The 21,147-nt window shown below is 64.1% G+C and carries 16 protein-coding genes and 4 tRNA genes; 9 read left to right on the top strand and 11 right to left on the bottom strand.

Going from position 1 to position 21,147, the window contains the following annotated elements; all coding sequences use genetic code 11:
* The first annotated feature begins 115 nt into the window (after positions 1-115).
* Positions 116-1,165 (top strand): porin, encoded by a 1,050-nt coding sequence (locus CA2_RS04180; RefSeq protein ID WP_042412953.1) that lies wholly within the window; start codon positions 116-118, stop codon positions 1,163-1,165.
* Between the two features lie 275 nt (positions 1,166-1,440).
* Here CA2_RS04180 and CA2_RS04185 read toward each other — a convergent pair whose 3' ends face one another.
* From CA2_RS04185 to uvrC, 11 genes are all read right to left on the bottom strand, one after another.
* Positions 1,441-2,121 (bottom strand): hypothetical protein, encoded by a 681-nt coding sequence (locus tag CA2_RS04185; RefSeq protein ID WP_052369818.1) that lies wholly within the window; start codon positions 2,119-2,121, stop codon positions 1,441-1,443.
* Positions 2,118-3,095 carry an MlaD family protein gene (locus CA2_RS04190; RefSeq protein WP_042412955.1) on the bottom strand — a complete coding sequence of 326 codons (978 nt, stop codon included), beginning with the start codon at positions 3,093-3,095 and terminating at the stop codon, positions 2,118-2,120. Before CA2_RS04190 ends, CA2_RS04185 begins: the two co-directional genes overlap by 4 nt.
* 31 nt (positions 3,096-3,126) lie before the next feature.
* The gene (locus tag CA2_RS04195) at positions 3,127-3,927 is read right to left on the bottom strand and encodes an MlaE family ABC transporter permease (RefSeq protein ID WP_042413066.1); all 801 of its coding nucleotides are present in this window, start codon (positions 3,925-3,927) and stop codon (positions 3,127-3,129) included.
* A gap of 131 nt (positions 3,928-4,058) precedes the next feature.
* Positions 4,059-4,134, bottom strand: a tRNA-His gene (locus CA2_RS04200).
* Between the two features lie 55 nt (positions 4,135-4,189).
* Positions 4,190-4,265: transfer RNA gene (locus CA2_RS04205), tRNA-His, on the bottom strand.
* 65 nt (positions 4,266-4,330) lie between these two features.
* Complete coding sequence (locus tag CA2_RS04210; RefSeq protein ID WP_042412957.1) at positions 4,331-6,232, bottom strand: SurA N-terminal domain-containing protein; 1,902 nt, start codon at positions 6,230-6,232, stop codon at positions 4,331-4,333.
* A 317-nt stretch (positions 6,233-6,549) separates the two neighbouring features.
* A tRNA-Val gene (locus CA2_RS04215) sits at positions 6,550-6,625 on the bottom strand.
* Positions 6,626-6,684: 59 nt separating this feature from the next.
* Positions 6,685-6,760, bottom strand: a tRNA-Val gene (locus CA2_RS04220).
* A gap of 18 nt (positions 6,761-6,778) precedes the next feature.
* Positions 6,779-7,051 carry an HU family DNA-binding protein gene (locus CA2_RS04225; protein ID WP_042413069.1) on the bottom strand — a complete coding sequence of 91 codons (273 nt, stop codon included), beginning with the start codon at positions 7,049-7,051 and terminating at the stop codon, positions 6,779-6,781.
* Between the two features lie 297 nt (positions 7,052-7,348).
* Positions 7,349-7,918, bottom strand: coding sequence for a CDP-diacylglycerol--glycerol-3-phosphate 3-phosphatidyltransferase (gene pgsA, locus CA2_RS04230; protein ID WP_042412959.1), 570 nt, complete (start codon positions 7,916-7,918; stop codon positions 7,349-7,351).
* A 65-nt stretch (positions 7,919-7,983) separates the two neighbouring features.
* Positions 7,984-9,933 carry an excinuclease ABC subunit UvrC gene (gene uvrC / locus CA2_RS04235; protein WP_042413070.1) on the bottom strand — a complete coding sequence of 650 codons (1,950 nt, stop codon included), beginning with the start codon at positions 9,931-9,933 and terminating at the stop codon, positions 7,984-7,986.
* 187 nt (positions 9,934-10,120) lie between these two features.
* Here uvrC and earP point away from each other — a divergent pair, with 187 nt between their 5' ends.
* From earP to CA2_RS04275, 8 genes are all read left to right on the top strand, one after another.
* Positions 10,121-11,221: an elongation factor P maturation arginine rhamnosyltransferase EarP gene (earP, locus tag CA2_RS04240; protein WP_042412961.1), complete on the top strand. Its 1,101-nt coding sequence runs from the start codon at positions 10,121-10,123 to the stop codon at positions 11,219-11,221.
* A gap of 162 nt (positions 11,222-11,383) precedes the next feature.
* Positions 11,384-11,938, top strand: coding sequence for an elongation factor P (gene efp / locus CA2_RS04245; RefSeq protein WP_042412962.1), 555 nt, complete (start codon positions 11,384-11,386; stop codon positions 11,936-11,938).
* Positions 11,939-12,285: 347 nt separating this feature from the next.
* Positions 12,286-16,116 carry a trifunctional transcriptional regulator/proline dehydrogenase/L-glutamate gamma-semialdehyde dehydrogenase gene (gene putA, locus CA2_RS04250; RefSeq protein ID WP_042412964.1) on the top strand — a complete coding sequence of 1,277 codons (3,831 nt, stop codon included), beginning with the start codon at positions 12,286-12,288 and terminating at the stop codon, positions 16,114-16,116.
* Between the two features lie 107 nt (positions 16,117-16,223).
* The gene (locus tag CA2_RS04255) at positions 16,224-17,345 is read left to right on the top strand and encodes a branched-chain amino acid ABC transporter substrate-binding protein (RefSeq protein WP_156105958.1); all 1,122 of its coding nucleotides are present in this window, start codon (positions 16,224-16,226) and stop codon (positions 17,343-17,345) included.
* Between the two features lie 128 nt (positions 17,346-17,473).
* On the top strand, positions 17,474-18,403 hold the full coding sequence (locus tag CA2_RS04260) for a branched-chain amino acid ABC transporter permease (RefSeq protein WP_042412967.1): 930 nt from the start codon (positions 17,474-17,476) through the stop codon (positions 18,401-18,403).
* Positions 18,400-19,491 (top strand): ABC transporter permease subunit, encoded by a 1,092-nt coding sequence (locus tag CA2_RS04265; RefSeq protein WP_042412969.1) that lies wholly within the window; start codon positions 18,400-18,402, stop codon positions 19,489-19,491. Before CA2_RS04260 ends, CA2_RS04265 begins: the two co-directional genes overlap by 4 nt.
* Complete coding sequence (locus CA2_RS04270) at positions 19,488-20,345, top strand: ABC transporter ATP-binding protein (protein ID WP_042412971.1); 858 nt, start codon at positions 19,488-19,490, stop codon at positions 20,343-20,345. Before CA2_RS04265 ends, CA2_RS04270 begins: the two co-directional genes overlap by 4 nt.
* A complete protein-coding gene (locus CA2_RS04275) occupies positions 20,338-21,069 on the top strand; it encodes an ABC transporter ATP-binding protein (RefSeq protein WP_042412972.1) in 732 nt (243 codons plus the stop codon). Before CA2_RS04270 ends, CA2_RS04275 begins: the two co-directional genes overlap by 8 nt.
* The last annotated feature ends 78 nt before the right edge of the window (positions 21,070-21,147 follow it).

Below are 21,147 nucleotides of genomic sequence, written 5' to 3' on the forward strand. Positions count from 1 at the left end.
ACACTGGCACAGCTTGTGCTTTGTATACAAAAGCAGCACTTGGGTGCCGCCCGTGCACCTGAAGTGGGCAATCGGCTGACCGCTTTTTAATTCGACCTTTTGAGGGAGTTCCTCCGTGAAAAAATCTCTGATCGCTTTTGGTGCCGCTCTGGCCTGCATGGGTGCTGCCCAGGCACAAAGCAATGTGCAACTGTCCGGCCTGGTGGACATGTACGCCGGCTCCATGAAAACCGCAGGTTCTGATCGCACCAGCCAAGTTGGCTCGGGCGGCATGACCACCTCTTGGTGGGGCATGAACGGCACGGAAGACCTGGGCAACGGCCTGAAGGTGGGCTTTGCACTGGGCGCCTTCTTCCGCGCGGACACCGGCACCCCTGGCCGCACCGACGTCGACAACTTCTTCGCCCGTGACGCCAACGTGTCGCTGTCCGGCGGCTTCGGTTCGGTGAAGCTGGGCCGCTCCATGGCCCCCAACTTCCTGCCCACCATCCTGTTCAACCCCTTCGGCGACTCCTTCACGATCTCGCCTCTGGTGCTGCACGCCAACATGAGCTTTGTCCCTTCCGCCAATTCCACAGCTGTGGATACCGGCTGGAGCAATCAGATCACTTATTCGACCCCCTCCGTGGCTGGTTTCCAAGCCAACGTGCACTACCAGTTTGGTGAACAAGCTGGCAAGTCGGGCGCTAACAATGTCGGCGCCAACCTGACCTACCGCAGCGGCCCTCTCGCATTGACCGCGTTCTACGAGCAAGCCGACATCCTGGGAACTCCATCCACTCCCACTTATACAGCTGGCAATAAGAATGAAAACTGGATGCTGGGCGGCACTTACGATTTTGGCGCTGCCAAGTTGTACGCCACATACGGTCAATCCGAGAAGGAAGTGGCCTCTATCCAGACCCTGGACCAAAAAACCTACAGCCTGGGCTTGGATGTTCCGGTTACCAAGGCCGGTACGCTGAAGCTGGCCGCCGCTTACTCTGACCGCGATTACAGCGCCCAGACTGACAACAAGCGCACCACCGTGACGCTGGGTTACGACCACTTCCTGTCCAAGCGCACCGATGTCTACACTGCCGTGATGTATGACAAGCTGAGCTTTGATGGTGCCAAGAACGAAACAGGCACCAGCGCTGTCATTGGTATTCGCCACCGCTTCTAAGCGCAGCAAGCCCCCCCAAAAAAAGCGCCCACTCGGGCGCTTTTTTTTCATGGTGATTATTCTGAAAAGTGAGCGCATACCGCTCGACTTGAAAGGCTTTCAGAACCCAACACCATCAAGAAGCTTGCTCGGCGCGCGCGAGCCGCTCACTTCTTTGAAAACCCCAAGCACCGATTGCAGCCCAGCGGTGGCAAGCGAGCCGACCACCACAACCCTGCCGCCAATGCCCTCAGACCCGCACACGCGGTGCCTGTGCTCCAACCGTCGCTCCACGCTCAGCGTCCGTCTTCCTGCAACACCTGCAGCCGCAACTGCAAGGCCTGCACCTGGGCGGCATCGCCGGCCTGCTCGGCCAGCCGCTGCTGCACCAGCAGCCACGCCAGGGCGGCCTTGCGCCAGCCCTGGGCAGAAGCCAACGCGGCCACCTGCGGCACAGCAGCGGGCGCCAGCCGCCCGGCGCGCAAGGCCACGCCGGCCGCAGTCAATGCGGACAAAGGGTCCTGGGTTGCGGGCAGCTGCACCACCGGTGCGCTGGCCAGCAAGGCCTGGGCCGTGGCCTGCTGGGCGGCAGGCAGCAGGCCCACATCGTCCGGCGTGTGCCGGGCCTGCAGGTAGCGGGCATAGGCCTGCTCCGCCGGCGCCGCACCGGCCGCATACCGCTCGTAGCGCGGACAGTCGGCCGGCGCCACTACCGCTGCCTGGACGGCACACTGCAGCAGCGCCACCCGGGCCATGGCCGCCGGCTCCCCGGTGGTCGCCACTTCGGCAAAGGCCTTGCGCCACTCCACCTCGGCCACGCGGCGCTGGCCCTGCAGATCGGCCTGCACGGCGCGTTGTGCGGCCGACTGCGCCTCCAGCGCCCAGCTGGGCGTCGGCGGTTGGCTGCTGCACCCTAGCAACCCTCCCAGACCCAGCATGCCGGCCCACACCCACCATCCTGCACGTTCCGCGTTCATGGCAGCTCCACCTTTCCATCCTTGGCAAACGGCCACTTGCGCTGCAGCTCCGTCAGCAGGTCTTCCACTTTGCGCAAATTGCTCTCCACTTCGTTGCGCAGTTGGCCAATGTCAGTGCTCGCCTCCTGCACATTCGCACTGATGCCCTCGGCATTCGCCAGCACCGCATCCAGCTTGCGCAGGCTGGTGCGGGTGTCGGCCAGCACCAGGTTCAGGGTCTGCACCGTGGTGCGCAGCTGCGGCATCAGGCCGTCCGCATCGAACACCTGCTGATCAGTGCGCTGCACCACCCGGTCCATGCGCGCCAGCAACTGGTTGGCGCGGTCCAGCATTTCCACCGTCTTGCGCGCATTCTCGGGCGTGCCCAGCAGCACCTCCATGGCGCCGCTGTCACCGTTGAGCTTCTGCCCGAGCAGGCGCACCTGCTCCAGCGACTGCCCCAGTGGCGAGTCGCGGGCCGTCATCAGGCTGAGGTTGTTGAGCAGCTCCTTGGCCATGGCCACCATCTGGGGGATTTCCGCCGTGGCATCGCCACGCAGCACGGGGCGCTCCGCCCCGTCGTGCAGCGGCGGATCCTGCAGCATGCCGCTGTAGGCCTTGATGGTGGTGCCGCCCACCAGGCCCTTGACCAGGGTGAAGACGCTGGATTCACGCAGCCAGTGCGCATCCTTGCGGGGCACGGCCACCAGAATACGCACGTTGCCGTCCGGGGCCAGCTCCAGCTTGCTGACCCGCCCGATCGGGAAGCCAGAAAACGTCATGTCCATGCCGACCGTCACACCCTCCGAATCGTCCGAGGTCAGCACCAGGCTCTGGGTCGGTTCGAACGCACCGCGCGCATACAGCAGGTACAGCGCCGCCCCGACGATCAGAGCCAGCGTCAGCAGCAGCAAAGCAGCGGCCTTGCGCTCCAGGTGGCTGACGGCGCGCAAGGCGGCGGTGTCCGCCGCCCCGGGACGTTCGGAAGTAGGCATGCGTGGCTCAGACAAAATGGTCCCTTCGGATTCAGTAGTAATTGCCCATGAGCGAAGTCAGCTCGATCAGCAGCAGCACGGCAAACATGCGCGCCAGGCCCGAAAGCTCGCCCCCGGGGCGGATGTCGTGGTGTGTGGGCCGGGCATACAGTCCCGTCGATACCGGGATGATGGCCACGGCCAGGCCAAACAGCCAGGTCTTCAGCACAAACAGCAGGGTCACCGAAGGGTTGAACACCTGGCCAAACATGCGCGTGTAGCCCGGCAGGCCGGCCCAGGTGAAACCGTACACACCCAGGTAGGCCGTGACCAGGGCCACCACGCAGGACAGCGCAGCCAGGGTCACGCTGGCGTACAGGCCCGCAACCACGCGCGGCAGCACTTCCGCCCGGATGAGGGCCTCGCCGCGCTGCTCGCGCGCCGCCCACTCGCCCGATTGGCGCATCAACGCCAGCTCCGTGGCATTCGGAATGGTGCAGCGCATCGCCACGAACAAGGCCGCCGTCAGCGGAATCAACTCCAGCACCAGCACGCGGATCACCATCTCCAGCGCATAGCGCGACAGGCCGTAGCTCAGCGCCGTGACCACCACGATGCGGGTGATCACCAGGCAGATCAGCGCGGCCAGCAGCGTGAAACCCAGCAAGATCGGTGCGGTATCCCGGTACATGCGCCGCAAGATCGGGCGAAGGGCATGCCCGCGGTAGGTCGACGGTGACAGCAGCAGCACCCCCACCACGGCGCCCAGATAGCCAATGCGGCCCCAGGCCACCACCATGTCGCGCGCGGCCCGCCAGATGCGCAAGGAAAAGGACGAAGACTGGGAACCCATGCCCTGCATGATAGGCAAAGCCCGCCCATTCACCAATCCAGGCCATGGTCTGCCAAGGCGCCGGATGACTTGACCCCACCGCATGCACAGGCAACAAAAAAGCCTGCATCTTGCGATGCAGGCTTTTTATTTGGGGTGGCTGATGGGGCTCGAACCCACGACAACAGGAATCACAATCCTGGACTCTACCAACTGAGCTACAGCCACCGTAGAGGGATGAAAAAACCCGCCTCTCGCAAAGCGGGTTTTCACTGTCAAATTTTGGGGTGGCTGATGGGGCTCGAACCCACGACAACAGGAATCACAATCCTGGACTCTACCAACTGAGCTACAGCCACCGGAAGAGATTTGTATTGTAGCTTGTTTCCAAGCCCTCAAAAGGAAAGCAAGATGTTTTTCTTACTCAGGGCCGTGCAACCTTGATTTGCACATCGAACTTCTTCTTCAGCAGTTCGTAATACGCCGCGCCTTCTGCAGTACCAAACAATTGTACATACTGCATGGAGGCCTGCTGATTAAAGTCGGCAGTTCTTTCTGCCTGACCCACGATCCGGTTCACCTTGACGATGGCGTAGCCGGCATCGCCCAGGCTGACACCTTCCCAAGCCGGCAAGCTGTCGGTCTTGGCCTGCAGCGCCGCATCCAGCACCTGGCGGGGCATGCCGACCGGGTTGTCGCGCGACACCACCACCGCGGGCAGCAAGCCCTGCGCCTGGGACGCATCGGCCTTCCACGCCTGAAGCTTGGCCTCACCCGCTTCGCGGGCCAGCACGGCAGATTGCTGCTGCACGTACAGGGTCTTGACGCGATCGGTCACGTCCTCCAACGCCAATTGCTTGGCAGGCTGGTAGTTCACCACCCGGCCGGACACCATCTGGTTCGAGCCCAGATCGATGGCATCGGTATTGCGCTTGTGGTCGATGCTGTCCGCCGCAAACAGGGCTTGCAGGAAGACGGGATTGGCCAGCGGACCTTCGACACCTGAACGGGGTTCGCGTGTCACGCCATCGGCCATTTGCAGCTTCAGACCCAGCTTGTCGACCACGGGCTGCAGGCTGTCCGACTGCTCGTACACCGTATTGGCAAATAACTCGGCCACTTCCGCGTACTTGCGCTGCGCCTGCTGGTCCTTGAGGTCGTTGACGATTTTCTCGCGCACTGCGGCAAAGCTGGGCACGGCCGGCAATTTGACATCCGTCACCTGGATCACGTGAAAGCCGAACTCGGACTCCACCACATCGCTGATCGCACCCTTGGCCATGCTGAACGCGGCTTGCTCAAACTCGGGCACCATGGCACCGCGCCCAAAGAAGCCCAGGTCGCCACCTTGGGGGGCTGAGCCTGTGTCCTGCGACTCGGCCTTGGCCACGGCGGCGAAGCTGGAAGGATTGGCCTTGACCTTGTCGGCAATCGCCTGCGCCTTGGCCTTGGCGGCATCGCGCTCGGCAGCCGACATGGTCTTGGGCGCATTCACCAGAATGTGGCTGGCACGTCGCTCTTCCTGACCACCTGCCAGACGGGCCGCATTTTCCTTGTAATAGGTCTGCAGATCCGCCTCGTTGAGCTCGATGCTGTCACGGACCGACTTCAGATCCAGCACCACATACTCCACACGGGCCTGCTCGGACTGCTGGAACTTGGCGGTATGCGCGGCATAGAACGACTTCAGTGCCTCATCGCTCACCTGCACCTTCGCCACATAGTCTTGGGGCTTGAATTGCGCCACCTGGATTTCGCGGCGCTGCAGGAATGCATCCATCGCGGCATTCGCCACCACCGGTGTGGCCAGTGCCGTATTCATGACATTGCCCACCACCTGCCCCACCGACATGTCGCGGCGCAGCGAGGCCTCATAGGCCTCGGGGGTCATCCCTTGCGCTGCCAGCAAGGCCCGGTAGCCTTCGGCATCCAGGCTGCCGTCCGGCTTGCGCAGATTGGCGATCGCGGGAATGCCCTGCAGGGTGCGCGCCAATGCGGCATCGCTGGTCACCAGGTGCATTTTTTGTGCAGCGGCCTGGAACACACGGTCACGCACCATGCGCTCGAGGGTGGCGTAACGCGCCTCGGGCGAGTCCAGCAACTTGGCATCGATGCCGGGATTTTCTGCCCGCAGACGATCACTCTCAACGCGGTGCGTGTTGTCCCAGTCGTTCTGGGTGATGTCCTGCCCGGCCACCCGTGCCACTGTCGGGCTGGCACCCGAAAAGTAGCTCTGATCGATACCGACAAAAATGAACGAGGGAATGATCAGCAAGAACAACAAGATCATGACGAACTTGGAATGCTTGCGGATTGATTCGAGCATAGTCAATCTTTCTGAGGATGCATAAAAAAGGCGAACTTGCGCTCGCCTTTTACGAATGATGCGTGCCCCGCTCCAAGCACTGGACGGGCATCCTGTGAGGACGCATTGATTCACTGCTGCACACACCACTCGCCATAAGGAAACCCGAAGATTCTACCCTTTGATTGACACGCGCCTTCCGCGATTGCACCGTATCGGTCACGGACAATCGCGCCACAGATTCCCGTGGCGCTGCACTGCATTGATCCGCGCCAACCCCAGAGCCACCAACAAAAAAAGCACCGGGATTGCTCCTGGTGCTTTTTGCCACGATGAAGTGGTGGGTGCTAACGGGGTCGAACCGCTGACCTACGCCTTGTAAGGGCGCCGCTCTACCAACTGAGCTAAGCACCCCACTGATCTTGAAATAAAAAAGCATTTAGAAAAATCTAAATGCTTTTTTATACAGTGGGTGGTGGGTGCTAACGGGGTCGAACCGCTGACCTACGCCTTGTAAGGGCGCCGCTCTACCAACTGAGCTAAGCACCCCACTGCCGAAAACCTGGATTAGTTCAAAGCGTCCTTGAGGGCCTTGCCGGGACGGAACTTAGGCACCTTGGCGGCCTTGATCTTGATGGTATCGCCCGTACGGGGATTGCGACCTGTACGTGCAGCACGCGTGCCAACGGCGAAAGTACCAAAACCCACCAAGGAAACTGTGCCACCCTTCTTCAGGGTTTTCTTCACTGCGTCGATTGTGGATTCCAGGGCGCGGGCAGCCGCAGCCTTGGAAATATCGGCGTTGTTAGCAATGTGCTCAATCAGTTCAGTCTTATTCACAAGATGCCTCTCGAGAAATGGTTGTTGGAGCGCCTTTGCGACCAAGCCTTTCCAAAAAAAGGCTCGGCACCCATAGGGGTGCCTGTCAGCGTTAGGCGAGATTCTAGACAGGTTTGCCTAGCATTTTGGCGAAACAAACGTTTTTTTTCATGCACGCAGGCGGGGTGACTTTCCGCATTGACAAGCACTGCCATGTAACGAAGCAAACAGCCACTTTTGTACACCGCCGCAGGGGCCGGGGCAAGCCACCAAGCGCCGAGGTGTGCCTTCGGCGCTTCAGTGGATGTATGCCTGCATTCAGTGCTTGACCCGGCGGCGGATTTCCGGAATGGCTTTCTGCAGGTAGTACACCATGGACCAGACAGTCAGCACTGCCGCACCCCAGATCAAAATCTGCCCCCACAAGCGCGTATCCAGCACGCCCAGCAAGCGGCCGTCAAACAGCAGAAACGGAATGGCCACCATCTGCACCGTGGTCTTGACCTTGCCGATCATGTGCACAGCGACGCTCTTGCTGGCACCGATCTGCGCCATCCATTCGCGCAAGGCCGAAATGGCGATCTCCCGGCCGATGATGATCAGCGCCACGAACACATCGGCCCGCTGCAGGTGAACCAGCACCAGCAGGGAGGCGCAGACCAGGAACTTGTCGGCCACCGGGTCCAGAAAGGCGCCGAACGAGGACGTCTGGTTCAGCTTGCGCGCCAGGAAACCATCGAGCCAGTCGGTGGCGGCAAACACGATGAACATCAGCGCCGCAACCAGGTTGCGGGTCTCTGGCGCCAACGGCGCATAGAACACCCCGACGATCAGCGGGATCGCGACGATGCGCGTCCAGGTCATCAGGGTGGGAATGGTGAAGAACATGGCCGCGATTGTGTCACGGCTGGCATGGCTTGCATGCAAGCCATGTGCGGCGGCAGCCGCCGCGTCTAGCGCAGCGCACGGTAAATGTCTTCGGCCAGGCTGGCGGAAATCCCCTCCACCGTCATCAGGTCCTCGACGCTGGCATTGGCCACGCCGCGCACGCCGCCAAAGCGCTGCAGCAGGCGGGCACGCCGCTTGGGGCCGATCCCAGGAATGTCCTCCAGCTTGCTCTGCCCCACGCGCACCTTGGCACGCTGCGCGCGCATGCCGGTGATGGCAAAGCGATGGGCCTCGTCGCGGATCTGCGCCACCAGCATCAGCGCAGCGGAGTCGTGCCCCAGGTAGACCTTGGCCCGGCCATCGGCAAACACCAGTTCCTCCAACCCCACCTTGCGGCCCTCGCCCTTTTCCACGCCAACGATGCGCGACACATCCAGCCCCAGCTCGGCAAACACTTCGCGCGCCATGCTGACCTGCCCCTTGCCGCCATCGACCAACACCAGATCGGGCAGGCGCGGTGCGTCGGGCTCGGGCTCGGGCTCGGCCCCGCCCGCGGCCTGCAGGGCCTGGGCCACCGGCGCATAGCGGCGGTGCAGCACCTGGCGCATGGCGGCATAGTCGTCGCCCGGCGTGATGCCCTGGATATTGAAACGGCGGTACTCGCTGTTTTGCATCTTGTGGTGGTGGAACACCACGCACGAGGCCTGCGTGCTCTCGCCCGCCGTGTGCGAGATGTCGAAGCATTCGATGGACAGGGCCTCCAGGTTGTCCTGCGGCAAATCCAGCGCCTCGGCCAGCGCCCGGGTGCGCGCGTGCTGCGAGCCTTCCTCGGCCAGCAGACGCGCCAGCTGGATGGCGGCATTCTGCTCGGCCATCTCCAGCCAGATGCGGCGCCGCTCGCGCGGCTGCTGCACGGCCGTGACCTTGTGGCCGGCCTGCACCGACAAGGCCTGCAGCAACTGCACGTCCACCGCCTCGCTGACCACCAGCACCGGCGGCGTAGGCACGTCGATGTAGTGCTGCGCCAGGAAGGCCTCCAGCACCCGCGCCTCCACCGTGCGCGGCTGCACCTCGTCCTCCGAGGCATAGACGCCCATGGCTTCGTCCAGCTGCGAAGGGAAGTACGCGCGGTCCCCCAGGTGCCGCCCGCCACGCACCATGGCCAGGTTCACGCAGGCACGCCCCCCCTGCACCTTGACCGCCAGGATGTCCACATCCTTGTCGTCCGTGGTCTCGATGGCCTGCTGGTGCAGCACCGTGGACAGGGCGCTCATCTGGTTGCGGATCTCGGCGGCCTTTTCATATTCCAGCCGGTCGGCGTGGGCCATCATGCGCGCCTCCAGCTGCTGCAGCAGTTCCTGGGTTTCACCGCGCAGCATGGCCTCGGCGTTGCGCACGTCGGCCGCGTAGTCCTCGGGGCTGATGTGGCCCACGCAAGGGGCGGTGCAGCGCTTGATCTGGAACAGCAGGCAGGGCCGAGAGCGGTTGGCGAACACCGTGTCCTCGCAGGTGCGCAACCGGAAGACTTTCTGCAGCAGCTGGATGCTTTCCTTCACCGCCCAGGCGCTGGGGTAGGGCCCGAAGTAGCGGTGCTTCTTGTCGGTGCTGCCGCGGTAGTAGGCGATGCGCGGAAAGCACTGACCCGCATAGCGGCTGGTGTCGCCGTCGTGCGCCGCCACACCGGTGAGCTTGAGGTAGGGGTAGCTCTTGTCGTCCCGAAACAGGATGTTGTACTTCGGGTGCTGGGTCTTGATGAGGTTGTTTTCCAGCAGCAGCGCCTCGGCCTCGGAGCGCACCACCGTGGTCTCCAGCCTGGCGATCTTGCTGACCATGTGGCCGATGCGCGTGCCGCCATGGTCCTTCTGGAAATAGCTGCTCACCCGGCGCTTGAGGTTGCGCGCCTTGCCCACATACAGCAGTTGGTCCGCCGCATCGAAATAGCGGTACACGCCCGGCAGGGCCGGCAAGGCTGCCACCTGGGCCAGGATTTCGGGAGAGTGCTCGACACTAGACATGGCGTGATTGTGGCGCCTGCCGCGCACCGGCACAGCGCACTTGCAAATAAATAGCTGTGAGCGCGCACTGCACAAGGGCCGGATGCCAATTTCACTGCAAACTTGCCACACACTCTGCACGCACTGCGGGCAAGGGCCCGCTGGCTGGGCTAGCATCGCCCCTCTTTGCCGCGCCTTGTCCTTGCCTATGCCTGTCCCCCCCTCTTCCGCCGCCCCACAGCCCCTGCACTGGGACATCTTCTGCCGGGTCATCGACAACTATGGCGACATCGGCGTGTGCTGGCGCCTGGCGGCCGAGCTGGGCGCGCGCGGCGTGCCGGTGCGCCTGCGCATCGACGATGCCTCGGCCCTGGCGTGGATGGCACCGCAGGGTGCCCCGGGCGTGCAGGTGCTGGCGTATGACGCCGCTTATGCGGAGCACCCCGCGGTGGTGATCGAGGCCTTTGGCTGCGAAGCCCCCGCGCCCTACCTGGCCGCGCTGTCGCGGCGCCATGCGCACTGCCACAGCCACCACCAGCCGCGCCCCGTGCTGGTGAACCTGGAGTACCTGTCGGCCGAAGACTATGTGGAACGCTGCCACCGCCTGCCCTCGCTGATCATGTCGGGCGAAGGCCGGGGGCTGACGCGCTGGTTCTTCTACCCCGGCTTCACCACACGCACCGGTGGGCTGCTGCGTGAAGCCGACCTGCTGCTGCGCCAGGCGCAGTTCGACCGCCCAGCCTGGCGCCAGGCCCACGGCCTGGGCGATGGCGACTGCGCCATCTCGCTGTTCTGCTATGAGCCACCGGCGTTGCCGCAACTGCTGGGCCAACTCGCCCACCCGGTCGCAGGCTGGCAGCCGCGCCTGCTGGTCACCCCCGGCCGCGCCACGCAGGCGGTGCAGGCACAGGCGGGCGCACAGGCCTTGCAGCCGCGCTACCTTCCGCCGCGCACACAGGCCGAGTTCGATGCCATGCTGTGGGCCTGCGATCTGAACCTGGTGCGCGGCGAAGACTCCCTGGTGCGGGCGCTGTGGGCGGGCCAGCCCTTCGTCTGGCACATCTACCCGCAGGACGACCAGGCCCACCACGCCAAGCTCGATGCCTTCTTGGACTGGCTGCAGGCCCCTGCCAGTCTGCGGGCTTTTCACCACGCATGGAACGGCATGCGCGACGCGGCCAGCCTGCCCACCCTGACCCCGGATTTGCTGCGGGAATGGCGGCACTGCGCCCAGCAGGCACGCGCAAATTTGCTGCAACAAGCCGATCTGATCACACAGCTGCAACCGTTTGCAGCGGAAAAAAGCTAAAATCTCGCCTTTGCCTCCTCAGAGCGGTTGTGCAGCCTTGCGCAACCCCGACCTTTTGGACGGCTCCCGCCGCGGAACATGCGGCAGGCCTTATCGCTTTTTTCAGAAGCGCCTTGCTTGCCTGCCGTGTTGAGCGGCTCCACCCAACCAGCTAAGCAAGCTATGAAAATCGCTCAAGAAATCCGCGCCGGCAATGTGATCATGTTCGGTAAGGATCCCATGATCGTTCTGAAGACCGAATACGCCCGTGGTGGCCGTGGTGCAGCCACCGTGCGCATGAAGCTGAAGTCGCTGATCGGCAACTTCGGCACCGAAAACGTGTTCAAGGCCGACGACAAGATCGACAACGTCATCCTGGACAAGAAGGAGTGCACCTACTCCTACTTCGCCGACCCCATGTACGTGTGGATGGACGATGAATTCAACCAGTACGAAGTCGAAGCCGAAAACATGGGCGACGCACTGAACTACCTGGAAGACGGCATGGTGGCTGAAGTCGTGTTCTACGACGGCAAGGCCATCTCCTGCGAACTGCCCACCACCATCGTGCGCGAAATCACCTGGACCGAACCCGCCGTGAAGGGCGACACATCGGGCAAGGTGCTCAAGCCCGCCAAGATCGCCACCGGCTTCGAAGTGGCTGTTCCCCTGTTCGTGTCGCAAGAAGACAAGATCGAAATCGACACCCGCACCGGCGAATACCGCAAGCGCGTGTAAGGCTGGCGCCGCCCCACGGCGGCCCACCCTGCCCAAAAGGCTTCCTGCGGGAAGCCTTTTTTATGGATGAACTATCAAAAACAAGAGCTGCTAGCGCTTGTAAATCAAGCACTTCAGCCATAAAACCATCTAAAAACCTTCAATCATCAACGCTAGCAGCTCCTCTTTTTAAAAGGCCTCCTGTACCAGTACCACCTGGCACGCTTCCTGCAGTTAACCCTCTCAAGTGATTCGGTTGCACCAAAACAGAGACAGGTAAACCCCAATATCTGACTTGGTTGCACCTTTCTAGAATCGCGCCACTTCACAAACAACGTGCACAGGTTCTTCCAGGGAGCAACACGGATATGGCCACCACCACCATCGGCATCAAAGTTGACGAATTGATGCGAGAACGGCTCAAAGCGGCAGCCCAGCAATTGGGTTGCACCCCACATTGGCTGCACAAGCAGGCGCTGCACAGCTACCTGGAGGCCATCGAGCTGGGCAAGCCCCTGCCGGAGTTGCAATACCTGGGTAGCACCCAGCCCGGCGGCGAGTTGCTGGAGCCCGAGGCCCTGGCCGATGCCAGCCAGCCCTATGCGCCGTTCTATGCCCTGGCCCAGGACGTCCAACCCCAAAGCGTGCTGCGCGCGGCCATCACCGCCGCCTACCGCCGCCCCGAGACAGAGTGCATCCCCCTGCTGCTGGCCCCCGCCACCAGCACCAACCCCACGGGCGTGGCCCAGCTGGCCACCCGCCTGGTGCAGGTCCTGCGCGACAAGCGCCTGAAGAAGACCAGCGGCGTCGAGGCCCTGGTGCAGGAATACTCGCTGTCCAGCCAGGAAGGCGTGGCACTGATGTGCCTGGCCGAGGCCTTGCTGCGCATCCCCGACCGCGCCACGCGCGATGCCCTGATCCGCGACAAGGTCAGCAAGGGCGACTGGAAGTCGCACACCGACTCGCCCTCCGTGTTCGTCAATGCCGCCACCTGGGGGCTGATGATCACCGGCAAGCTGGTGGCCGTGCACAGCGAGCAAAAGCTCAGCTCGGCCCTGACCCGCCTGATCGCACGCGGTGGCGAGCCGCTGATCCGCCAGGGCGTGAACACTGCCATGCGCATGATGGGCGAGCAGTTCGTCACCGGCCAGACCATCGCCGCCGCGCTGGCCAACAGCCGCAAGCTGGAGGACAAGGGCTTCCGCTACTCCTACGACATGCTGGGCGAAGCGGCCACCACCGAGGAAGACGCGCTGCGCTACCTGCAGTCGTACGAGCAGGCCATCCACGCCATCGGCCAGGCCTCGCAAGGGCGCGGCATCTACGAAGGCCCGGGCATCTCCATCAAGCTGTCGGCCCTGCACCCCCGCTACAGCCGCGCCCAGCGCGAGCGCGTGATGCAGGAGCTGTACCCGCGCCTGCTGAAGCTGGCCGAACTGGCCCGCCAGTACGACATCGGCCTGAACATCGACGCCGAGGAAGCCGACCGCCTGGAAATCTCGCTGGATCTACTGGAGCAGCTGTGCTTCGCGCCCTCGCTGGCCGGCTGGAACGGCATCGGTTTCGTGGTCCAGGCCTACCAGCGCCGCGCCTTCTTCGTGCTGGACTGGATCATTGACCTGGCCCGCCGCAGCAAGCACCGTCTGATGGTGCGCCTGGTCAAGGGCGCCTACTGGGACAGCGAAATCAAGCGCGCCCAGGTGGACGGACTGGAAGACTACCCCGTCTACACCCGCAAGCTGCACACCGATGTGTCCTACCTGGCCTGCGCGCGCAAGCTGCTGGGCGCCCCCGAAGCCATCTTTCCGCAGTTCGCCACGCACAACGCCCAAACCCTGGCCAGCATCTACCACATGGCGGGCAACAACTACTACCGCGGCCAGTATGAATTCCAGTGCCTGCACGGCATGGGCGAAGGGCTGTACGAGGAAGTGGTTGGCGACATCGCCCAGGGCAAGCTGGCCCGCCCCTGCCGCATCTACGCCCCCGTGGGCACGCACGAGACACTGCTGGCCTACCTGGTGCGCCGCCTGCTGGAAAACGGCGCCAACAGCTCCTTCGTGCATCAGATCGGGGATGAGACGGTGGACATCGCCCAACTGGTGACCGACCCCGTGGCAGCCGCCCAGGCCCTGTCGCCCCTGGGCCGCCCGCACGACCGCATTCCCGCCCCGGCCCAGCTGTATGCAGCCCAGGGCCGCAGCAACTCCGCCGGCCTGGACCTGAGCAACGAACAGCGCCTGGCCTCCCTGTCGGCCGCCCTGCTCAGCAGCAGTGCGCCCTGGCGGGCGGAACCCGCCCATGCGGCCCATCTACCGGCGCAGCCCGTCAGCAACCCGGCCCACGCCGGCGATGTCCTGGGCGAAGTGCGCATGGCGGGCGCTGCGGAAGTGGCCCACACCATGGCCCAGGCCCAGCATGCGGCCCCCATCTGGCAGGCCACCCCGGTGCAGGCCCGCGCCGAGGCCCTGCTGCGTGCGGCGGACCTGATGCAGTCCCAGCTGCAGCCGCTGATGGGCCTGCTGTGCCGCGAAGCCGGCAAGACCTTGCCCAACGCCATCTCCGAGGTGCGCGAAGCCATCGACTTCCTGCGCTACTACGCCCAGCAGGCCACGCAGCACCTGAACAATGGCAGCCACCGCCCCCTGGGCGTGGTGGTCTGCATCAGTCCCTGGAATTTCCCGCTGGCCATCTTTGCCGGGCAGATTGCCGCGGCCCTGGCCGCCGGCAACGTGGTGATCGCCAAGCCGGCCGAGCAGACCAACCTGATCGCCGCCCAGGCAGTGGCCCTGCTGCACCAGGCCGGCATTCCCGAGCATGCACTGCAGTTGCTGCCCGGTGACGGCGAAACCGTGGGCGAAGCTCTGGTCGCCCACCCGTGCACCGATGCCGTGGTGTTCACCGGCTCGCACCCTGTGGCGCAACACATCCACCGCCGCCTGTCGCAGCGCCTGGGCAGCCACGGCAAGCCCGTGCCGCTGATCGCGGAAACAGGGGGCATCAACGCCATGGTGGTGGATTCCTCGGCCCTGTCCGAGCAGGTGGTGGGCGATGTGCTGATGTCGGCCTACGACTCGGCCGGCCAGCGCTGCTCCGCCCTGCGCCTGCTGTGCCTGCAGGAAGACAGCGCCGACCACGTGCTGCGCATGCTGCGCGGCGCCATGCAGGAATTGCGCGTGGGCAACCCCGACCAGCTGGCCACCGACGTCGGCCCGGTGATCGATGCCCAGGCCCGGGCGGACATCGAGGCCTACATCGAACAGATGCGCGGCCAGGGCCACACCGTCACGCGCCTGGAGCTGCCTGCCGAGTGCCGCCACGGCCACTTCGTGGCGCCCACGCTGATCGAAGTCAGCCGCGTACAGGACCTGAGCCGCGAAGTATTCGGCCCGGTGCTGCACGTGCTGCGCTATGCCCGCAAGGACATGGATGCCCTGCTGCAGGACATCAACAGCCTGGGCTTTGGCCTGACCTTTGGCGTGCACACGCGCCTGGATGAAACCGTAGCCCATGTGTCCGAGCGCATCCATGCCGGCAACATCTACGTCAACCGCAACATCGTGGGCGCCGTCGTGGGCGTGCAGCCCTTCGGCGGCGAGGGCCTGTCGGGCACCGGCCCCAAGGCGGGCGGCCCGCTCTACCTGTTCCGCCTGCTGGCCCAGGCCCCTGCGCTGGAACAGCTGCCAGTGCTGACCGCACGCGGCCCCCAAACCCTGAACGTGGCGGCCGGCCAGCAGGTACTGCTGGATGGCCCCACGGGCGAGACCGACCAGTACCTGCTGCAAGCACGTGGCGCCATCTGGTGCCTGCCGCAGACCGTCGATGGGCTGCAGGCCCAATGGCAGGCCTGCCAGGCCACGGGCAACACCCTGCTGCTGCAGGACACACCCGCCCTGCGCGCCCTGGTCGCCCAATGGCAGCAGGCCCAGCCGGCGGCACAAGCCGCGGCCCTGCACTGGGCGGATGCAGCACAGATTGCACAATCGCCCCTGCAGGCGGCGCTGGCCGAAAGCGACACCGATGCGCTGCAGCAGCAACTCAGCGCCCGCAGCGGTCCGCTGCTGCTGGTGCAGGGCCTGACCACCGAAGAGATCCGCAGCGGTGAACGCTACCGCCAGGAACGCTTATTGCGTGAGATCAGCATCAGCACCAACACCACAGCCGCTGGCGGCAACGCCAGTTTGATGATGGTGGGTTAAGCCCGCATTCCCCTGGGCCCACAGCCTTCCTACAGTCCTCTTTTTCACCCACCAAGGAGCAACGCAGCATGACATCTTCTCCATCCTTCAAGACCGTGGCCAGCACCATGGCACTGGCCTGCGCTTTCGGCGGCTTGATGAGCGCCGCCCACGCAGACACCACCGTGCGACTGGGCTTCGCCGCCCCGCTGACCGGCCCCCAGGCCCATTACGGCGAAGACATGCGCAACGGCCTGTTGCTGGCGCTGGAAGAAGCCAACGCCAAGGGCATCAAGCTGGACGGCGACAAGGCCAAGTTCGTGCTGGTCTCCAAGGACGACCAGGCCGACCCGCGCACCGCCGTGCAGGTGGCGCAGCAGATTGCCGACGACAAGGTGCAAGGCATGCTGGGCCACTTCAACTCGGGCACGACCATCCCCGCATCCCGCGTGTACAACGAGGCTGGCATCCCCCAGATCGCCATGGCCACGTCGCCTGAGTACACCCTGCAGGGCTATGACAACACCTTCCGCATGATGACCAGCGACACCCAGCAAGGTGCAGCCGTGGGCGTCTTCATGGTGAAGGACCTGAACGCCAAGAAAGTGGCGATCATCGACGACCGTACCGCCTACGGCCAAGGCCTGGCCGACCAGGTGATCCAGGCCGTCAAGCGCGCCGGCGGCACCGTGGTGGCGCGTGAGTACACCACCGACAAGGCCAGCGACTTCACCGCCATCCTGACCAGCATCAAGGCCAAGGGCGCCGACGCCATCTTCTTCGGCGGCCAGGACGCACAGTCGGGCCCGATGCGCCGCCAGATGGCAACCCTGGGGCTGAAGCAGCCCCTGGTGTCTGGCGAAATGACCCGCAGCGACACCTTCCTGAAGCTGGCCGGTGAAGCCGGCAATGGCACCTACGCCTCGCTGGCCGGCGTGCCCCTGAAGACCATGGCCCAGGGCGAGAAGTTTGCCGCGGCCTACAAGGCCCGCTTCAAGGCCGACCCCGGCGTCTATGCCCCCTATGCGTACGACGGTGCCTGGAACATGATCACCGCGATGGAACAGGCTGGCTCCGCCAAGGCAGCCAAGTACCTGCCCAAGCTGGCAAGCCTGAAGCGCAGCGGCGCCACCAGCGCCAACATCGCCTACGACAAGAATGGCGACCTGAACGAAGTGGCCGTGACCATCTACACCGTCAAGGGCGGTAAGTGGGAAGAAGTGAAGACCATCGTTGATTCGGCCAAGTAAGCGCCAAGGGCGCTGCAACCCACTCGGGGTGACAACGCCCTCCCCCCAAGCAGCCCCGCTGCTGACCTCGGTCTTGCCCCGCGGCAAGGCCATTTTTTCCGACTGACCACGCCCAAGGCGCGCCTGTCATGGATATTTTTCTGCAACAAATCATCAACGGCCTGACGGCGGGCAGCGTGTATGCGCTGGTCGCGTTGGGCTACACCATGGTCTACGGCATCATCGGCCTGATCAACTTCGCCCATGGCGACGTGGTCATGGTCGGCGCCATGATCGCCACCAGCGTCGTGCTGGCACTGGTCGGCCACTATGGTGACGTCTCTGTGTTCGTGGCCGTGGGCGCTGCCCTGGTGGTGTCCATTCCCGTGTGCATGGCCCTGGGCTGGACGGCCGAGCGCATCGCCTACCGCCCACTGCGCCGCGCACCCCGCCTGGCAGCACTGATCACGGCGATCGGCGTGTCCATCATCATCCAGAACGTGGCCATGATGTTCTGGGGCCGCAACTATCTGAACTTCCCACACATCATCGAGCCCAGCGTGCTGCAGCTCGGCGATGCGCGACTGAGCATGCTGCAGATCGCCATCATGCTGGGCTCGGCCCTGATCATGGTGGCCTTGCTGCTGCTGGTGCACAAGACCCGCCTGGGCATGGCCATGCGCGCCACGGCACAGAACCGTGAAGTCGCAGGCCTGATGGGCGTGAACATCAACACCGTCATCTCGGCCGCCTTCCTGATCGGCTCGGCCCTGGCCGCCGTCGCCGGCGTGATGATCACCAGCTATTACGGCGTGGCACAGTACACCATGGGCTTCATGCTGGGCCTCAAGGCCTTCACGGCCGCGGTGCTGGGCGGCATTGGCAACCTGGGCGGCGCCATGCTGGGCGGCCTGCTGCTGGGCCTGATCGAGGCCCTGGGCTCCGGCTATGTCGGCAGCCTGACCAATGGCGTCTTCGGCAGTCACTACCAGGACGTCTTCAGCTTCATCGTGCTGGTCGTGGTGCTGATCTTCCGTCCCTCGGGCCTGCTGGGCGAACGTTCGGGAGACCGCGCATGAACCACACACTTGCTTCCAAAGACCGCACGCCGGTCAAAGTCTGGTTGGGGGCCTTCGCCATCGGTGCCGTGCTGCTGATCCTGCCCTTCTTGCTGGGCGCGACCGCCGGCCAGGGCTGGATCCGCATCCTGAACTTTGCCCTGCTGTATGTGATGCTGGCCCTGGGCCTGAACATCGTGGTGGGTTTTGCCGGCCTGCTCGACCTGGGCTACATCGCCTTCTACGCCGTGGGTGCCTATGCCTGGGCCCTGCTGGCCTCCCCCCACTTCGATTTGCACCTGCCCTTCTGGGTGGTCCTGCCGATCGGTGTGGCGCTGGCTGCGATGGCGGGCATCGCGCTGGGCTTTCCCGTGCTCAAGCTGCGCGGGGATTACCTGGCCATCGTGACGCTGGGGTTCGGTGAAAACATCCGCATCTTCATGAACAACCTGGATGCGCCGGTCAACATCACCAACGGCCCGCAAGGCATCAACCGCATCGACACCATCAAGGTGGGTGAATGGGCACTGGGCCGCCCGGAGACCATCCTCGGGTTCCGCATCACCGGCCCCGAGAAGTACTACTACCTGCTGATGGCGCTGGTGATTCTGATCATCTTCGTGTGCATACGCCTGCAGAACTCGCGCGTTGGCCGCGCCTGGGAAGCCGTGCGCGAAGACGAAATCGCCGCCAAGGCGATGGGCATCAACACCCGCAACATCAAGCTCATGGCGTTTGGCATGGGTGCCAGCTTTGGTGGTGTGGCCGGCTGCCTGTTTGCCTCGATGCAGGGCTTTGTCAGTCCCGAGAGCTTCGGCCTGAGCGAATCCATCGCCATCCTGTGCATGGTGGTGCTGGGCGGAATGGGCCATGTGCCTGGCGTGGTCGCCGGCACCCTGCTGCTGTCGATCTTTCCCGAAATCCTGCGCAATGTGGTGGTGCCGATTCAGCAAACCCTGTTTGGCGATGTGCTCGTGGATCCCGATGCCATCCGCATGCTGCTGTTCGGTATCGCGCTGGTGGCCGTGATGATTTTCCGCCCCGAAGGTCTGTGGCCCTCGCAGGTGCGCAAACGTGAACTCAACCGTGGCAAGGAGCAGAAAGCATGAGTGCAGTGCCACCCACTTCCAGCACAACCCCGCGAGAGCCCTTGCTCGTCGCCAAGGGGCTGAGCAAACGCTTTGGCGGCCTGCAGGCCCTCAAGGACGTGAGCTTCGAGATCCGCAAGGGTGAAATCTTCGGCCTGATCGGCCCGAACGGTGCCGGCAAGACCACGCTGTTCAACGTGATGACGGCGCTCTACATCCCGGAGTCGGGCAGTTGCCTGTTCAACGGCGTCGAGCTCACCCGCCTCAAGCCTTACCAGATTGCCGCGCAAGGCATGGCTCGGACCTTCCAGAACATCCGTCTGTTCGCCTCGCTCACGGCGCTGGAGAACGTGATGATCGGCCAGCACCTGCGCACCAAGGCCGGCCTGTGGGGCGCGGTCACGCGCAACCAGGCCACCCGCGCCGAAGAGGCACGCACGGAAGCGCGCGCCCTGGAGCTGCTGAACTACGTGGGAATTGGCCATGTGGCCAACGAAGTGGCGTCTTCGCTGTCGTACGGCGACCAACGCCGCCTGGAAATTGCCCGCGCACTGGCCACCGGCCCCTCGCTGCTGGCACTGGACGAGCCTGCCGCCGGCATGAACCCGTCAGAAACCGTGGTGCTGCGCGCGCTGATCGAAAAGATCCGTGATGACGGCATCACCGTGCTGCTGATCGAGCACGACATGAAGCTGGTCATGAACATGTGCGACCGCGTGCTGGTGCTGGAATACGGCCAGGTCCTGTCCTATGGACAGCCCCACGACGTGCAGCACGATCCGCGCGTAATCGAAGCCTACCTGGGCAAGGGCGCCGCACAGGATCTGCTGCTGCATCCCCCAGCCACCCCACAGAACCCGTCCACCCATGACTGAAGCCACATCCTCGACCCCTTTGCTGGATGTGCGCGGCATTGATGTTGCCTACGGCGGCATCCGCGCCGTGCGCCAGCTGAATCTGCATGTCCACCCTGGCGAGCTGGTGGCCCTGATCGGCGCCAACGGCGCCGGCAAAAGCACCACGCTGCGCGCCATCTGCGGGCTGGTCCCGCTGGCGGCTGGCAGCATCCATTACCAGGGCCAAAGCCTGGCGGGCCAGCCCGTGCAAAGCATGGTGCGCCAAGGCCTGGTCATGGTGCCCGAAGGGCGCGGCATCTTCCCGCAGCTGACGATCGAAGAAAACCTGTACATGGGGGCCTACACCCGCACGGACAAGGACGGTGTGGCCCAGGACCTGGAAGGCGTCTTCACACGCTTTCCGCGCCTGGCCGAACGCCGCAAGCAAACTGCGGGCACCCTCTCGGGCGGCGAGCAGCAGATGCTGGCGATGGGCCGGGCCATCCTGTCCCAACCCAAGCTGCTGTTGCTGGACGAGCCGACCATGGGCCTGGCACCGATCATGGTAGACAAGATCTTCGAGGTGATTGCCGACATTTCGCAACGCGGCGTGACCATCTTGCTGATTGAGCAGAACGCCCGCCTGGCGCTGGAAGTGAGCCAGCGCGGCTATGTGCTGGAGTCGGGGGAACTCACCCTGCAGGGCCCGGCGCACGATCTGCTGCACGACCCCAAGGTGCGCGCCGCCTACCTGGGCGAATAAACGCCCTCCACGGCACGACCACAGGCTTCCCGACGGAAGCCTGTTTTTCATTCACGATCTTGTTGGTGGGGTCTTGGT

Source organism: Comamonas aquatica NBRC 14918 (assembly GCF_000739875.1).
In the GTDB taxonomy this organism is placed as follows: Bacteria; Pseudomonadota; Gammaproteobacteria; order Burkholderiales; family Burkholderiaceae_C; genus Comamonas; species Comamonas aquatica.

Bases quoted from the DNA above. Each gene is read 5' to 3' on its own strand.
- putA (WP_042412964.1), top strand. From the start codon at position 12,286: ATGGCCACCACCACCATCGGCATCAAAGTTGACGAATTGATGCGAGAA.
- CA2_RS04255 (WP_156105958.1), top strand. From the start codon at position 16,224: ATGGCACTGGCCTGCGCTTTCGGCGGCTTGATGAGCGCCGCCCACGCA.
- efp (WP_042412962.1), top strand. From the start codon at position 11,384: ATGAAAATCGCTCAAGAAATCCGCGCCGGCAATGTGATCATGTTCGGT.
- CA2_RS04260 (WP_042412967.1), top strand. From the start codon at position 17,474: ATGGATATTTTTCTGCAACAAATCATCAACGGCCTGACGGCGGGCAGC.
- CA2_RS04210 (WP_042412957.1), bottom strand. From the start codon at position 6,232: ATGCTCGAATCAATCCGCAAGCATTCCAAGTTCGTCATGATCTTGTTG.
- CA2_RS04270 (WP_042412971.1), top strand. From the start codon at position 19,488: ATGAGTGCAGTGCCACCCACTTCCAGCACAACCCCGCGAGAGCCCTTG.
- CA2_RS04265 (WP_042412969.1), top strand. From the start codon at position 18,400: ATGAACCACACACTTGCTTCCAAAGACCGCACGCCGGTCAAAGTCTGG.
- earP (WP_042412961.1), top strand. From the start codon at position 10,121: ATGCCTGTCCCCCCCTCTTCCGCCGCCCCACAGCCCCTGCACTGGGAC.
- pgsA (WP_042412959.1), bottom strand. From the start codon at position 7,918: ATGTTCTTCACCATTCCCACCCTGATGACCTGGACGCGCATCGTCGCG.
- CA2_RS04185 (WP_052369818.1), bottom strand. From the start codon at position 2,121: ATGAACGCGGAACGTGCAGGATGGTGGGTGTGGGCCGGCATGCTGGGT.
- CA2_RS04190 (WP_042412955.1), bottom strand. From the start codon at position 3,095: ATGCCTACTTCCGAACGTCCCGGGGCGGCGGACACCGCCGCCTTGCGC.
- CA2_RS04195 (WP_042413066.1), bottom strand. From the start codon at position 3,927: ATGGGTTCCCAGTCTTCGTCCTTTTCCTTGCGCATCTGGCGGGCCGCG.
- uvrC (WP_042413070.1), bottom strand. From the start codon at position 9,933: ATGTCTAGTGTCGAGCACTCTCCCGAAATCCTGGCCCAGGTGGCAGCC.
- CA2_RS04275 (WP_042412972.1), top strand. From the start codon at position 20,338: ATGACTGAAGCCACATCCTCGACCCCTTTGCTGGATGTGCGCGGCATT.